The organism is Nocardia grenadensis, assembly GCF_050942415.1.
Taxonomy (GTDB): Bacteria; Actinomycetota; Actinomycetes; order Mycobacteriales; family Mycobacteriaceae; genus Nocardia; species Nocardia grenadensis.
On record NZ_CP192054.1, the window covers coordinates 787,830 to 801,724 of the forward strand.

The window sequence follows — 13,895 nt, forward strand, 5'->3', positions numbered from 1 at the left end:
ACAATCGATCCGCGCGAATCCGCTGATCTCAGCGCGACATGATGAGCGGTACCAGTTGTTCGTCCGGTGTCCGGGCGCCGTGGTGGCCGGACATCGCCGACTCCAGCGGTTCGTGCTCCGGTCGCACCAGTACGGTGCGGCCCGCCGCGACGGCGAGCAGATCCCCGATCCGGTTCGCGATCACCGGGGCGGGCGGAGTGGGACCGAACCAGTGTTCGTCGAGGGCCTGCTCACGGGTCACCACCTGGGCGTGCCCCGCCAGCCGCTCCCGCCAGGTCGCCAGCGCGTCGGCTCGTGCGGCGGTGTGCCGGAGGTAGACGTGGCGAACCCGGGCCTCGCCCGCGATCAGGGCTACGTCGCGGTGCAGCACCTCGGACGCGTCGAGGTCGACCGCGTGGTCCGCGTGGATCATCCCGTGGTCACCCGTGATCAGCAGTGTGCAGGTGCCGGGCAGTTCGCCGAGCAGTCCGGCCACGAACCCGTCGATATCCCGCAGGACCGCGAGTGCCTCGGGTGATTCGGGTCCGTGCAGGTGGCCGGTCGAGTCGAGGTCGGGGAAGTAGGCGTAGGCGAAGCGCGATCGCGTGCCCGGATGACGGGCGACGGCCAGGATTCCGGCGCGGAGTTCGTCGAGAGTGGTGGCGGGGTGCAGCGTCCCCGGTGCGCGGAACGATGCCCGGGTCAGACCGGAGCGCACCTGGTACTCCGGGACCACATAGTGCAGCTCCACGCCGCGCGCGGCGAGGTCCTGTAAGCGGCTCCGGTGCGGTTGCGCCGATTCGGGCGGATAGGTCTCGCGCGCGTCGTCGCCGGTCGCGGAGTCGAATCGCCAGCGCAAGGAGTTGAACAGCCGCAGGCCGTCGGCGGCGGCGGGCACGGCGAAGCTGTAGCCGATGATGCCGTGTGTGGCGCAGGGCGCGCCGAGCGCCAAGCTGGTGAGGCTGGTGGCGGTGGTGGCCGGGAATCCGGCGGTGAGCGTGGTGGTGACGTGCGCCGCCAGTGTGGGGGCGAGATCACGGTGGCGTGCCAGTAGTTCGGCGCCCAGACCGTCGATCAGCAGCAGCACGACGTCCCGGTTGAGGGTGAGGCCGAGTGGGTCGGGCGCGTCGAACCCGAACGACGCGGTGACGGACGGCAGGATATCGGCGAGCGTGTACTGCACAGGTTCCAATGGTGCAGTACGGAGGCGATCCGGGAGGGAATCCGTGTGTTACGCGCTGCCGCGGCGGTGCGACTCGGTAGCGCGTTCCGCTCCACCAGCGAAGTGTTCACGCACGCGAATTGGTTGGATTGCATCATGCATGTTATGTGTACTATGCACATCGGCTGACTTTCGAATATCGAGGAGCACGCTCGTGACCAAACCCGAACCCGTCGTCCGCCCCGCGGCGGTACTGGCGGTGCTCGCATACGCCGGGATCGTGGCGTCGTTGACGCAGACCCTGGTGATGCCGTTGCTCGGGCAGCTACCGGAGATCCTGAACACCGAACCCTCGAACGCGACCTGGGTGGTGACCGCGAGCCTGCTGGCCGGCGCGGTGACGACGCCGGTCGCCGGCCGGCTCGGTGATCTGCTCGGTAAGCGGCCCGTGCTGGTGGGATCGGTGGTCCCGCTCGTCATCGGGTCGGTGATCTGCGCCGTGTCCTCTTCGCTGTGGCCGATGCTGATCGGGCGCGGTCTGCAGGGAATGGGCGTGGGCCTGATCCCGGTCGGTATCGCCGCTCTGCGCGATCTCCTGCCGCCCGCCAAACTCGGCTCGGGTATCGCGCTGATCAGTTCCTCGCTCGGTGTCGGTGGCGCGCTCGGGCTCCCGCTGGCCGCCGCGGTCGTCGAATACAGCAGCTGGCGGTACCTTTTCTGGGGAGTCGCGGCGCTGGCGGCGGTGGCCGGTGCGCTGATCTTCGCGGTGGTGCCGTCGACGCCGCCGCGGGCCGAACGCGGCCGGTTCGACATACTGGGCGCACTCGGTCTGGGGGCTGCCCTGGTCTGTTTGCTGCTGGCCGTATCGAAGGGCGCGAGCTGGGGCTGGTCCAGCGTCACGACGATCTCCCTGTTCGTCGCCGCGGTGGTGGTGCTGCTGGTGTGGGGCGCGTGGGAGCTGCGCTCGCGTGATCCGCTGGTCGACCTGCGGGTCACCGCCCGCCCCCGGGTCCTGCTGACCAACGCCGCCTCGATCGTCATCGGTATGTCGATGTTCGCGCAGGCGCTGATCTTCCCGCAGCTGCTGCAACTGCCGGAGGCCACCGGCTACGGCCTGGGCCAATCGATGGTCGCCATGGGCCTGTGGATGGCGCCGGGTGGCCTGATGATGATGCTGTCCTCACCGCTCAGCGCGAAACTGTCCGCGCTGGCCGGGCCCAAGGTGACGCTGATCCTCGGCGCGATCATCATCGCGGCCGGTTACGGCGCCTCGGTGCCGCTGATGGGCCGGCCCTGGGGTCTGATGGTCGGCGCGATCGTCATCAGCCTCGGCGTCGGCTTCGCCTACGGCGCCATGCCCGCACTGATCATGAGCGCGGTGCCGATCACCGAGACCTCGGCCGCCAACAGCTTCAACACCCTGATGCGTTCGATCGGCACGTCGGTGGCGTCGGCGGCCATCGGCGCGGTGCTGGCCGAGATGAGCACCACCTTCGCCGGTGGGATCTCGGTGCCCACCGAGAACGGTTTCAAGGCCGGCATCCTGATCGGTTGCGGTGTCGCCGCGGCGGCCGCGGTCATCGCCTTGACCATCCCCACCGCCAAACGCGCCGCCGCGGCCGCGGTCGCGGGTGCCCAGCCCACAACCGAGAAGCCGGAAACCGTGCACGCGATGGCCGAAGCGGTTCCGGCAGCTCCGGCCGGTCTCTCGGTGGAAGCCGAGCGGGTCGTCGACGATGCCGAAGCCGCACGGCCCGAGACCAACGGTTCGGTGCCGACCGCGGCCCCGCGGCACGCGGCCCCCGAACCGGCGACTACTGCCGCCGCGGGAACCGACGCGTACACCGCGCCGCAGCCGAGTGGAAGCGGCTCCATTCTGTTCGGCCGGGTATACGACGCGCGGGGTGTCGCGGTGATCGGTGCGACGCTCACCCTGATCTCGCCGTCGGGCCGGCAGCTGGGCCGGGCGCTGTCCGGGTCGGACGGTTTCTACGAGATCGCGGCCCCCGCCCCCGGTACGTATGTGCTGATCGCCTCGGCGGAGGGGCGGCGCCCCGACGCGTCCACTGCGGTCCTGGGCAGCAACCCGGTTTCCTACGACGTCACTCTCACCACGCTCGCCGGCCTCGCCGGCACGGTCGCGTGTACCGGCGACGGCGCCCCGGTGGCCGGTGCCACCGTCACCGCCCTGGATATGCGCGGTGAGGTACTGGCCGCCGCGGAATCCGACGCCACCGGCGGATTCGACCTCGCGGGCCTGCCCGAAGGCGAGTTCACCGTGGCCGTCAGCGCGTTCGGTTATCACCCGACCGCGGTGTCGGCGCGGGTGAGCAGCCGGGACACCGCACTGCTCGAGGTGCTGCTGCGCCCTGGCGTGCGGGTGGCGGGCGTGGTGCGCGGCGGCGGTCGCCCGCTGGCGCAGGCCCGGGTCACCCTGACCGATTCCCTCGGCAATGTGATCGAGACCGTGGCCACGGACGCGGACGGGGCCTATACATTCGGGAACCTGGACGAGGGCACCTACACGGTGGTGGCGACGGGGTACGCGCCGTCCACGGCCCAGGTGCAGGTCGGCGAGCACGACGTGGACGGCCTCGATATGGACCTGCGGGCGGAGCCGCTCCCCGCGCCGACCGGGTCGGACGAGGTGGAGACCGAACAGTTCCGTCAGCTGCCGGAGGTGCACAAGAGCTCCTGGTGAGCTCCGGTACGGAAGCGGGATGAACTAGGGCCCCGGAGCAACTGCTCCGGGGCTCTGATGGCTTCGATACCGTGGATGAACTCGGCGCGGGCCTCGCACCTGATCACCCGATTCGCGGGCGGCCGTGCGGTGGGACTCACGGGGCCGTGACCGCGGCGCGGATGCCGGCTTTCCCTACCGGTCGCCGTCCTTACCGTCGAGGGCGAGCGTGATCAGGTTCACGATCTGCTGCTGGCCCGCGGTCAGCATGTCGAACTTGCTCCGCATTTCCAGGGTCAATGTGTCGACCCTGCCGTTCAGCTGTCCGAGTTCGCCACGGATCTCTGTGATATCGCCGCGGATCTCTGTGATGTCGCCGCGGATGTCGGCGATATCGGCCCTGGTCGCACTGTGCAGACGCATGTTCTGTTCACGGAACTCCCGCAGCTCGATGCGAAGCTCCGAGGTGTCGCGATCCGCCCCGCCCGCAAGCACCCGGGCCGCCGCCGCATCCTTCTCGCTGCGCTGCAATCGGTGCTTGATATCTCCCATTTCACTCTCGAGGGCCGAGAGCCGGTCCTCGAAGTTCCCCTTCTCCGTCATAACGGCCAGATTACCTGGTCGGGGCATTGTTCCGGGGCCCGGATTTTGTCGTACTCGAGCCAGCTCCTACACTAGACCGGTTGCCAGGGCACCTCTGTGTCCATGGGCGGCCCGACGTGGCTGCCCGGGCGATACGAACTCATCCGGCGGTGACTGCCGTCCGGACCAGCCGAATTGCTGTAGGCCCACGGCCCGCGCCCACTGGCGTGGGTGTTGTATGGGAACCGCAGCGAGAAAGGTGTCGAGGTCGAACTATGACCATGACCGATCCGATCGCAGACTTTCTGACTCGTCTGCGCAACGCCAATTCGGCGTACCACGATCAGGTGAAGGCCCCGCATTCGAAGCTCAAGGCGAATATCGCCGAGATTCTGAAGCGCGAGGGCTACATCGCCGATTACCGCACCGAGGACGCGACCGTGGGTAAGAACCTCGTCGTCGACCTCAAGTACGGCCCCAGCCGCGAGCGCAGCCTGCAGGGTCTGCGGCGCGTGTCGAAGCCCGGTCTGCGCGTGTACGCGAAATCCACCAACCTGCCCAAGGTCCTGGGCGGCCTCGGCGTGGCGATCATCTCCACGTCGACCGGCCTGCTCACCGACCGCCAGGCGGCCAAGCAGGGAGTAGGCGGGGAAGTCCTCGCCTACGTCTGGTAGAGGGAGGTACGGACAATGTCGCGTATCGGTAAAGATCCTGTGGTGCTCCCCTCGGGTGTCGAGGTGACCATCAATGGTCAGGACATCGCGGTGAAGGGCCCGAAGGGACAGCTGTCGCTGACCGTCGCCGAGCCGATCACCGTCGCGCAGGAGGACGGCCGGCTGGTGTTCACCCGGCCCGACGACGAACGCCGCAGCCGCTCACTGCACGGCCTGACCCGGACGCTGGTCGACAATATGGTCACCGGCGTCACCAAGGGCTACGAGAAGAAGATGGAAATCTTCGGCGTCGGCTACCGCGTGCAGCAGAAGGGCAGCAACCTCGAGTTCGCCCTCGGCTACAGCCACCCGGTGCCGATCGAGGCGCCCGAGGGCATCACCTTCGCGGTGGAATCGCCCACCAAGTTCTCCGTATCCGGGATCGACAAGCAGAAGGTCGGCCAGATTTCGGCGGTTATCCACGGTCTGCGCAAGCCCGACCCGTACAAGGGCAAGGGCATCCGCTACGCCGGTGAGGTCGTTCGCCGCAAGGTCGGAAAGACGGGTAAGTGATCATGGCGCAAACCGAGAATCAGAAGGCCAAGCGCATTCCGCTGGGCAAGGACGTTTCCACTCGCCGGCGGCTGTCCAAGACGCGTCGCCACTTCCGCCTGCGCAAGAAGATCGAGGGCACTACCGCGCGTCCGCGGCTGATCGTGCACCGCTCCTCGCGGCACCTGCACGTGCAGTTGGTCGACGACTCCGCCGGCCGCACCCTCGCTTCGGCGTCGACCATCGAGGCCGATGTACGGGCGCTGGACGGCGACAAGACCGCCAAGGGCAAGAAGGTCGGCGAACTGATCGCCGAGCGCGCCAAGGCCGCCGGTGTGGAGGCCGTGGTGTTCGACCGCGGTGGCCACGACTACCACGGCCGGATCGCGGCGCTCGCCGATGCCGCTCGGGAAGGCGGGTTGAAGTTCTGATGACCAACATGACTGCACATACCTGTGTGAACGGAAGGAACGTCTGATGCCGGGACGTCAGCGGCGTGACGGCGGAAACGGACCCGCCGGACAGAACTCGAACGCCCCCGACGGGGGTCGCGACAACCGCCGGGGCGGCGACCGCCGTGGCGGTGGCGACCGTCGTAACGACCCCGCCGAGAAGAATCAGCTCGAGCGCGTCGTAGCGATCAACCGTGTCTCCAAGGTGGTCAAGGGTGGTCGGCGCTTCAGCTTCACCGCACTGGTCATCGTGGGCGACGGCAACGGCCTGGTCGGTGTCGGCTACGGCAAGGCCAAGGAAGTTCCCGCGGCCATCCAGAAGGGTGTCGAGGAAGCGCGCAAGGGCTTCTTCCGCGTCCCGATGATCGGCTCCACCATCACCCACCCGGTGCAGGGCGAAGCGGCGGCCGGTGTGGTCATGCTGCGTCCCGCCTCCCCGGGTACCGGTGTGATCGCCGGCGGCGCCGCGCGTGCCGTGCTGGAATGCGCGGGCATCCACGACATTTTGGCCAAGTCGCTCGGTAGCGACAACGCGATCAACGTCGTCCACGCCACCGTCGCGGCGCTCAAGATGCTGCAGCGGCCGGAAGAGGTCGCGGCTCGCCGTGGTCTGCCGCTCGAGGACGTCGCTCCCGCGGGCATGCTGCGTGCCCGTGCCGGACAAGGAGTCTGATATGGCAGATCTCAAGGTGACCCAGATCAAGAGCTCGATCGGCGCCAAGCAGAATCAGCGCGAGAGCCTGCGGACCCTGGGTCTGCGGGGTATCCGCAAGTCGGTTGTCCGTGCGGACAACCCGCAGAACCGCGGTCTGATCAATGTCGTGCGCCACCTCGTAACTGTTGAGGAGGTCTGACAATGACCATCAAACTGCATCATCTGCGGCCCGCTCCGGGCGCGAAAACCGATAAGACCCGCGTGGGTCGCGGTGAGGGTTCCAAGGGTAAGACCGCGGGCCGCGGCACCAAGGGCACCAAGGCACGCAAGAACGTGCCGGCCGCCTTCGAGGGTGGGCAGATGCCCATCCACATGCGGCTGCCGAAGCTGAAGGGCTTCACCAACCCGTTCCGGGTGGAGTACCAGGTCGTGAACGTGGGTGCCATCGCCGAGTTGTTCCCCGAGGGGGGCACCATCGGCAAGGACGAGTTGGTCGCCAAGGGCGCGGTGCGTAAGAACCAGCTGGTCAAGGTTCTCGGCGAGGGCGAGATCTCCGTCGCCGTCCAGATCAGTGCGGACAAATTCTCCGGCTCCGCCAAGGAGAAGATCACCGCCGCCGGTGGCACCGCCACCGAACTGGGCTGACGTTCGCCGGTTTCGACGATCGACATGGTCGGGTCAAGCGCGGAGGCGGTAGCGCAGTGTAACCACGCAGCGCTCCCGACCATGTCGAAAGGCACAGCGCCGCCGGACGAGTGCAGGCTCGTCCGGCGTCACTGTTAGAGTTCAAGTGTTGTCTGCCAAGACCCGTCATGGGTTCGGCGATTTCCGACCGGGACACGCTGAAAAATTCCATGGCCTGACCATGTCGTTCGCCAGGAGGATCTGTGCTTTCCGCCTTCGTTACGGCCTTCCGGACTACGGACTTGCGGCGGAAGATTCTCTTCACGCTGGGGCTGGTCGCGTTGTACCGCCTCGGTGCCTCGCTACCGTCGCCCGGGGTCGACTACAGGGCGGTCCAGGAATGTATCGACCTGGTCTCCGGTGGTGACTCCGCCGGTATCTACCAGCTCATCAACCTGTTCTCCGGTGGTGCGCTGCTGCAGCTGTCGGTGTTCGCCATCGGCATCATGCCCTACATCACAGCGAGCATCATCGTTCAGCTGCTGACCGTCGTCATCCCGCGGTTCGAGGAACTGCGCAAGGAAGGCCAGGCCGGCCAGACCAAGATGACGCAGTACACCCGCTACCTGTCCATCGCGCTCGCGATCCTGCAGGCCACCGGTCTGGTGGCACTGGCCGCGCGCGGTCAGCTGTTGCAAGGGTGCCAGCAGGACATCCTGGCCGATACCAGTATCTTCGGCATGATCACCATCGTCCTGGTGATGACCGCGGGTGCCGCCCTGGTGATGTGGTTCGGTGAGCAGATCACCGAACGCGGCGTCGGCAACGGTATGTCGCTGCTGATCTTCGCCGGTATCGCCGCTCGTATCCCGAGCGAGGGCAAATCCATCCTGGACAGCCGCGGCGGCCTGGTGTTCGGCCTGGTGTGTGTGGCCGCACTGCTCATCATCATCGCGGTCATCTTCGTCGAACAGGGCCAGCGCCGGATACCGGTGCAATACGCCAAGCGCGTCGTCGGTCGCAAGATGTACGGCGGCTCCTCGACCTATCTCCCGCTGAAGGTGAACCAGGCCGGTGTCATCCCGGTCATCTTCGCGTCCTCGCTGCTCTATCTGCCGAACCTGATCGCCCAGCTCACCGGGTCGACCTCGGCCACCGAGCCCAGCTGGTGGCAGGAGGCGATCCAGAAGTATCTGGTGAACCCCGGCAACCCGGTGTACATCGCCATCTACTTCGGCCTTATCGTCTTCTTCACCTACTTCTACGTCGCCATCACCTTCAACCCGGAGGAACGCGCCGACGAGATGAAGAAGTTCGGCGGCTTCATCCCGGGCTACCGCCCCGGTAAGCCGACGGCCGATCACCTGACCTATGTGCTGAGCCGGATCACCCTGCCCGGTTCCATCTACCTCGGGCTGGTCGCTGTCCTGCCGAATCTGTTCCTCGATATCGGTTCGTCCGGTGGGGCACAGAATCTGCCGTTCGGTGGCACCGCCGTGCTCATCATGGTGAGCGTCGGCCTGGACACCGTGAAGCAGATCGAAAGCCAACTCATGAATCGCAATTACGAAGGGTTCCTCAAGTGAGAGTTGTACTACTCGGGCCGCCGGGAGCGGGCAAAGGCACTCAAGCCGTGCTGCTATCGGAGAAGCTGGGCGTACCACATATCTCTACAGGCGATCTCTTCCGCGCGAATATCAGCGAGCAGACTCCCCTCGGCATCGAGGCGAAGCGCTACATGGACGCGGGCGAACTCGTGCCCAGCGATGTCACCAACCGTATGGTCCGGTCCCGGGTGGCCGAACCCGATGCCGCGCGCGGGTTCGTGCTCGACGGCTATCCCCGCACGGTCGATCAGGCCGACGCGCTCGCCAAGATCCTCGACGATCTGGGCAGTGAGCTGGACGCGGTGCTGTGCTTCGTGGTCTCCGAGGACACGGTGGTCGACCGGATGCTGGCCCGGGGTCGCTCCGACGACAACGAGGAAACCATCCGCACCCGCCTGCGGATCTACCGCGACGAGACCCAGCCGCTGCTGAACTACTACGACGGCCTGGTCGTCTCGGTGGACGGCATCGGCGAGGTGGACGAGGTCAACGCGCGGGCCCTGGAGGCACTGGGTCGTAATGCCACGACCGGTTAGCCCGGGCCGCGGGCGCGGCGGTAATCCTTCGGCGATGGGGAGCTGACCCGAGATGGTCTTCGGTCGAAAGAACAAGAAGGTCGTTCCGTTCCGCTCCGCCGGTGAGCTCGACGCCATGGCGGCGGCAGGCGCTGTCGTGGGTCGCGCGCTGGTAGCGGTGCGCGCGGCCGCCGCGCCCGGCATTTCCACGCTCGAACTGGACCGGGTCGCCGAACAGGTGATCCGGGATGCCGGTGCCGTGCCGTCGTTCAAGGGTTACCACGGCTTTCCCGGCTCGATCTGTGCCTCGGTAAACGATCGCGTGGTGCACGGGATCCCGACCGAGGACGAGGTGCTCGCCCCCGGCGATCTGGTGTCCATCGACTGTGGCGCGGTACTGGACGGCTGGCACGGTGACTCGGCGTGGACGTTCGGCGTGGGTGACCTGATCGACGCCGACCGGCTGCTCAGCGAGGCATGCGAGAAGTCCATGGTGGCCGGTATCGCGGCCATGGTCCCGGACAACCGGCTCACCGATGTCTCGCACGCGATCGAGCTCGGCACCCGGGCGGCCGAAACCGAACACGGCCGCCGGTACGGCATCGTCGACGGTTACGGAGGGCACGGGATCGGACGGGAGATGCACCTCGACCCGTTCCTGCCGAACGAGGGCGAGCCGGGCAAGGGTCCCCGCCTGGTGGTCGGTTCGGTCCTGGCCATCGAACCGATGCTGACCCTGGGCACCCACGACACCAAGGTGCTCGACGACGACTGGACCGTGGTGACCACCGACGGGTCACGCGCGGCCCACTGGGAGCATACGGTCGCGGTAACCGAGGACGGACCGCGGATTCTGACGCTTCGCCCCGAATAGGGTCGTCGCGCGGTGTGTCCGAATGACGCTACCGCGCGTAGGGCTCGGCTCGATTACCGCTCAGACCTCCAGCATCAGCGTAACCGGCCCGTCGTTGGTCAATTCGATATTCATACGTGCTCCGAAACGTCCGGTGGCGACCGGGGCGCCGAGGTCACGCAATACACCGGTGAAAGCCTCCACGAGTGGTTCGGCCACCGGCCCCGGCGCCGCCTGGGACCAGGACGGCCGTCGACCTTTGCGGGTGTCGGCGTAGAGCGTGAACTGGCTGACCACCAGGATCGGCGCACCCAGGTCGGCCGCGCTGCGCTCGCCGTCCAGAACGCGAATCCGCCAGACCTTGTCGGCGAGGGCGTGAGCGGTCGGCACGGTGTCGTGGTGGGTGACGCCGATCAGAACGAGGAGTCCTTGCGGGGCACCGTGTTCGGCCGGGTCGATACGGCCGACGACCACATCGTCGACGATCACCCGGGCCGATGTCACCCGTTGTATCAGCGCGCGCACAGTTCGATCATGCCGGTCCGGGCGCGGTCGCCGAAGCCGAGGGTCCGGTAAGTCCTGTTCACGGACGGTTCGCCGGTAGTGGACGCGGCGCGCCGGGTGTCGATTACGGTCCGGTCGGCGGTGCAGGTGTGAGATCGCGGAATCCGAGAACAGACGCAGCAGAATAGTCCGTAGTCCGGCGGCGAGCGAGTTCGAGAGCTTCCCCTTCCTGGGAGATTCGACCGCAATGGTGTCATGCCAGAATGGCGGCGTATACGGGTACAGACGCGAAGTCGGCGATGCCGGGCGAACGGCGAGACGCTCTCCGTATCGGTTTCCGGTGTAGGCATCCACACGTATGGTCAGGAACTGGATAGTGAGCGATCGAGACAAGGGAAATCCGGGTCGGGAAGACCGGGCCGACGCATCGAACGAAGACCCGGTCGACACACCGGATGTGGGCTTCACCCTCTCCGCGGAAGAGCCGCGGCCCGACCCGCGGGACGAAGTTGCCACCGAATTCCCGGACGAGACCGGTGCCGAGATCACCGCCGATTCCGGTGACGGGACGCTCGACGAGGCGGATACCGGAACCCGGGACGAGGTGGCGGAACTGGCGCGCCGGGCGGCGGACGCGATGGCCGAGGTGGGGCCGGTCGGCTGGCGGCAGTTGGACGCCGTGTTCGCGCTGACCGCCACCGCCGGGCTGGCTCAGGTCGTCTACACCGACGGCGAACATACGGTGCGGTCCGAGCCGCCCGCCGCAGTGCTGGAGATGGTGCGCGGCCAGCGTGCGCTGGTGGCGGAGCGGGACGGTGAACCGTGGTGGCGGCTGTTGCTGCGGTTGAGTTCGGATGGGGAGTTCGACCTCGACTACGACTTCGGCGACGAGCCCTTTCCGGACGGGCAACTGTTCGAACCCGAGGTGTACCGGGCGGATCTGGAAGAGTTCCCGCGCGAGGAACTGCCGGTGTGGCTCGCGGCCTATATCGGTCACGCGGACCGCCAGTCGCGTACTCCGCAGCGGGCCGCCGTATCGGCACGAGCCGATCGCCTCGCGAAGGTGTGGCCGGTGCTGGCGGAGAACGAGTTTCCGGACTTTCCGGAAATGTGGGCGCGCTGGGCGGTGATCTCCGCCGCGTTCGTCGCCGCCGGGTCCGACTGGGGCCCCCGTGTTCTGCCGTCGATGGGGTGGTTCGAGAGCTCGCGGCGTGGCGGTTCGACTCTTTACGCCCTGCCCGACGGGCGTGCCGTGCTGTCCGGTGGTGTGTGGGACGCACCCGCGCTCGATGCCACCTACAACCGTGGTGCCGAGATGCCGGAATTCTATGCCGGAGCGCCGGACTGGGTCGCGAACCCGGTGCTGAACCCGCGCGCGGCCACCGGCCTGATGTCGTTCTGTTATTGGTGGGAGTCCGGTCGCTGGTACCGGGGTGAGTCGCCCGCGGCGGAGCATTGCGCCACCGCGGTGCCCGGTGTGTGGACCGGGGAAACGGTCGCCGGCATTGTCGCCGGTATGGCGGCCGAACAGCCGAGTGCGGCGCTGCAGGCCGCGGCGGCCGCACTCGTGTCGGCGGCCGAAATCGGTTTGGTCACGCGGGAAACCGTGATCGATGTCTTCGGCGACGACGGTCGTTATGATGTCGACGGCGCCATGTACCAGCTCGGCCTGGCGGGTGTGGTGATGCGGCTTCCGGAGCAGATGCCCGAAGGGGAAGCCATCTTCCGGGTGCGGAACTACATCATCGGCCGCGAGCTCGACACCACGGGCTATCCGCTCGATGATCTGGTGGCGGACCGGTTCAGTGTCGGCTGGATGGTGTACGTTCCCGTACCACGCGGCGAGATCGCGATCGGGCGGGCCATCTTCTATATAGCCGATGACGGCGTACTGGAACATTCTTCCTCGTCGATCGCGCCGACGACCTTTGTGGAGGGATTCGAGCAGCGCTATCAGGAACGGCAGGGTTCCCGAATTTGACGGTCGCTGTGCCCCGACGCTCGGGTACGGTCGCTGATTCCCCGGGCTGGGAAATCGGCGATCTCAGGGCACTGTCAAGATAGATTGCGGCTATGGCAGGTCAGGGTGCTGACCGATAGCCGGTTCCACGGTGCGAGAGGCGAGGGGACGAGATGTCCGATGAGAAGCTGGATTTCACGGCCGATCAGGCTGAGCGTGTCGCGAACAAGGTGGACGCCGTCGCCGATCGGATCAAGGCGGTCCTGGAGACCATGAAGACCGAGCACTCGGCTCGCTACGGTTGCTGGGGCGCCGACAAAACCGGGAATAAGTTCGCTCACGGCGACAACAAGAACGGATACGTCGAGGGGATGGCGAACCAGCAAAAGGTCATCGACTCCTACCCGGAGTTTCTCAGTGGAAGCAAAGGGTACTCGCCCGAATTCCGGAAGGCCGCGAGACTTCTCACCGCGGTGGAGAACGGCAACCGGCTCGGCATCGAGCGCACGGTCAGGTTCAAGGCGTGACCACTGGGCGGCCGAACTCGCGGATTTGAATCCGGAGTGCGTGGAGAAGAATCGGGATGACGGACGACGAGATGTCGATGGGCCGCCTGACGGATCTGTTCGATTCTGTGCAGGCCGGCATGAAATCGATCGAACATATGCAGCAGAAGTGGGCGCTACTGACGGCGACGGGAAGCGCTGCCCATAAGCGCGTCTCGGTATCGGTCAATGCGGAAGGCGAGGTCATCGAGACCCGGTTCTCCGGAGAGATCGGTGATCTGAGCTACGAGGAGATCGCCAAGGCTGTCACCGAAGCAGCGCAGGCCGCTATGCGGGAATTGCGCCGGCAGACATCCGCCCTGATGGCCCCCGTGCAGGATCAAGAATCTCGTATGCCCAAGCTGTCCGAGCTGGCCTCCGGCGTCCCGGATATCCTGAGCCTTGTGCCCGAACCGCCGCGCGTGTCCACGGCGGCGCCGGGCTCGCCGGAACGGCTTCTGGCGGAATCCGAGGCCATGGAATTCGCCGACACCGAACAGCTCGACGGCGATTCGTCGCAGTCCGGGGTGACCGGTCCCTCTTGGTGATGCGGTCCGGGGCAAGGCCGCGTC

General features: G+C 66.8%; 16 protein-coding genes and 1 pseudogene. 14 read left to right on the top strand and 3 right to left on the bottom strand.

What is annotated here, in order from left to right; all coding sequences use genetic code 11:
- Positions 1-28: 28 nt before the first annotated feature.
- Complete coding sequence (locus ACQPYS_RS03570; protein WP_433491688.1) at positions 29-1,162, bottom strand: alkaline phosphatase family protein; 1,134 nt, start codon at positions 1,160-1,162, stop codon at positions 29-31.
- 193 nt (positions 1,163-1,355) lie between these two features.
- On the opposite strand from ACQPYS_RS03570, the pseudogene ACQPYS_RS03575 reads away from it, so the two are divergent.
- Positions 1,356-2,804 (top strand): annotated as a pseudogene (locus ACQPYS_RS03575) (MFS transporter); the annotation flags it as partial.
- A gap of 9 nt (positions 2,805-2,813) precedes the next feature.
- Entirely contained in the window at positions 2,814-3,842 is a 1,029-nt protein-coding gene (locus ACQPYS_RS03580) for an MSCRAMM family protein (protein WP_433492962.1), read from the top strand.
- A 174-nt stretch (positions 3,843-4,016) separates the two neighbouring features.
- On the opposite strand, the gene ACQPYS_RS03585 is transcribed toward ACQPYS_RS03580, so the two are convergent.
- On the bottom strand, positions 4,017-4,424 hold the full coding sequence (locus ACQPYS_RS03585; protein WP_433491689.1) for a hypothetical protein: 408 nt from the start codon (positions 4,422-4,424) through the stop codon (positions 4,017-4,019).
- Positions 4,425-4,678: 254 nt separating this feature from the next.
- Here ACQPYS_RS03585 and rpsH point away from each other — a divergent pair, with 254 nt between their 5' ends.
- From rpsH to map, 9 genes are all read left to right on the top strand, one after another.
- Positions 4,679-5,077, top strand: coding sequence for a 30S ribosomal protein S8 (gene rpsH / locus ACQPYS_RS03590; RefSeq protein WP_039822465.1), 399 nt, complete (start codon positions 4,679-4,681; stop codon positions 5,075-5,077).
- A gap of 15 nt (positions 5,078-5,092) precedes the next feature.
- Positions 5,093-5,629 carry a 50S ribosomal protein L6 gene (gene rplF / locus ACQPYS_RS03595; RefSeq protein ID WP_063035610.1) on the top strand — a complete coding sequence of 179 codons (537 nt, stop codon included), beginning with the start codon at positions 5,093-5,095 and terminating at the stop codon, positions 5,627-5,629.
- A 2-nt stretch (positions 5,630-5,631) separates the two neighbouring features.
- Positions 5,632-6,039 carry a 50S ribosomal protein L18 gene (gene rplR / locus ACQPYS_RS03600; protein ID WP_063035611.1) on the top strand — a complete coding sequence of 136 codons (408 nt, stop codon included), beginning with the start codon at positions 5,632-5,634 and terminating at the stop codon, positions 6,037-6,039.
- A gap of 46 nt (positions 6,040-6,085) precedes the next feature.
- Positions 6,086-6,733: a 30S ribosomal protein S5 gene (rpsE, locus tag ACQPYS_RS03605; RefSeq protein ID WP_063035612.1), complete on the top strand. Its 648-nt coding sequence runs from the start codon at positions 6,086-6,088 to the stop codon at positions 6,731-6,733.
- A gap of 1 nt (position 6,734) precedes the next feature.
- Positions 6,735-6,914, top strand: a complete 180-nt coding sequence (gene rpmD, locus ACQPYS_RS03610; protein ID WP_063035613.1) for a 50S ribosomal protein L30 — start codon at positions 6,735-6,737, stop codon at positions 6,912-6,914.
- Positions 6,915-6,916: 2 nt separating this feature from the next.
- On the top strand, positions 6,917-7,360 hold the full coding sequence (gene rplO, locus ACQPYS_RS03615) for a 50S ribosomal protein L15 (protein WP_063035614.1): 444 nt from the start codon (positions 6,917-6,919) through the stop codon (positions 7,358-7,360).
- Positions 7,361-7,602: 242 nt separating this feature from the next.
- A complete protein-coding gene (gene secY / locus ACQPYS_RS03620) occupies positions 7,603-8,925 on the top strand; it encodes a preprotein translocase subunit SecY (RefSeq protein ID WP_063035615.1) in 1,323 nt (440 codons plus the stop codon).
- The gene (locus ACQPYS_RS03625) at positions 8,922-9,482 is read left to right on the top strand and encodes an adenylate kinase (protein WP_431940702.1); all 561 of its coding nucleotides are present in this window, start codon (positions 8,922-8,924) and stop codon (positions 9,480-9,482) included. The genes secY and ACQPYS_RS03625 overlap by 4 nt, the downstream gene beginning before the upstream one ends.
- A 52-nt stretch (positions 9,483-9,534) precedes the next feature.
- A complete protein-coding gene (map, locus tag ACQPYS_RS03630) occupies positions 9,535-10,335 on the top strand; it encodes a type I methionyl aminopeptidase (protein WP_431940701.1) in 801 nt (266 codons plus the stop codon).
- A gap of 60 nt (positions 10,336-10,395) precedes the next feature.
- Here map and dtd read toward each other — a convergent pair whose 3' ends face one another.
- Positions 10,396-10,839 (bottom strand): D-aminoacyl-tRNA deacylase, encoded by a 444-nt coding sequence (gene dtd, locus ACQPYS_RS03635; RefSeq protein WP_433491690.1) that lies wholly within the window; start codon positions 10,837-10,839, stop codon positions 10,396-10,398.
- A gap of 355 nt (positions 10,840-11,194) precedes the next feature.
- On the opposite strand from dtd, the gene ACQPYS_RS03640 reads away from it, so the two are divergent.
- The 3 genes from ACQPYS_RS03640 to ACQPYS_RS03650 all read left to right on the top strand — a co-directional run bounded on the left by ACQPYS_RS03640 (position 11,195) and on the right by ACQPYS_RS03650 (position 13,871).
- A complete protein-coding gene (locus ACQPYS_RS03640; RefSeq protein WP_433491691.1) occupies positions 11,195-12,799 on the top strand; it encodes a hypothetical protein in 1,605 nt (534 codons plus the stop codon).
- Between the two features lie 152 nt (positions 12,800-12,951).
- A complete protein-coding gene (locus ACQPYS_RS03645; protein WP_433491692.1) occupies positions 12,952-13,305 on the top strand; it encodes a hypothetical protein in 354 nt (117 codons plus the stop codon).
- Positions 13,306-13,361: 56 nt separating this feature from the next.
- Positions 13,362-13,871, top strand: coding sequence for a YbaB/EbfC family nucleoid-associated protein (locus ACQPYS_RS03650; protein ID WP_433491693.1), 510 nt, complete (start codon positions 13,362-13,364; stop codon positions 13,869-13,871).
- Positions 13,872-13,895: the final 24 nt, after the last annotated feature.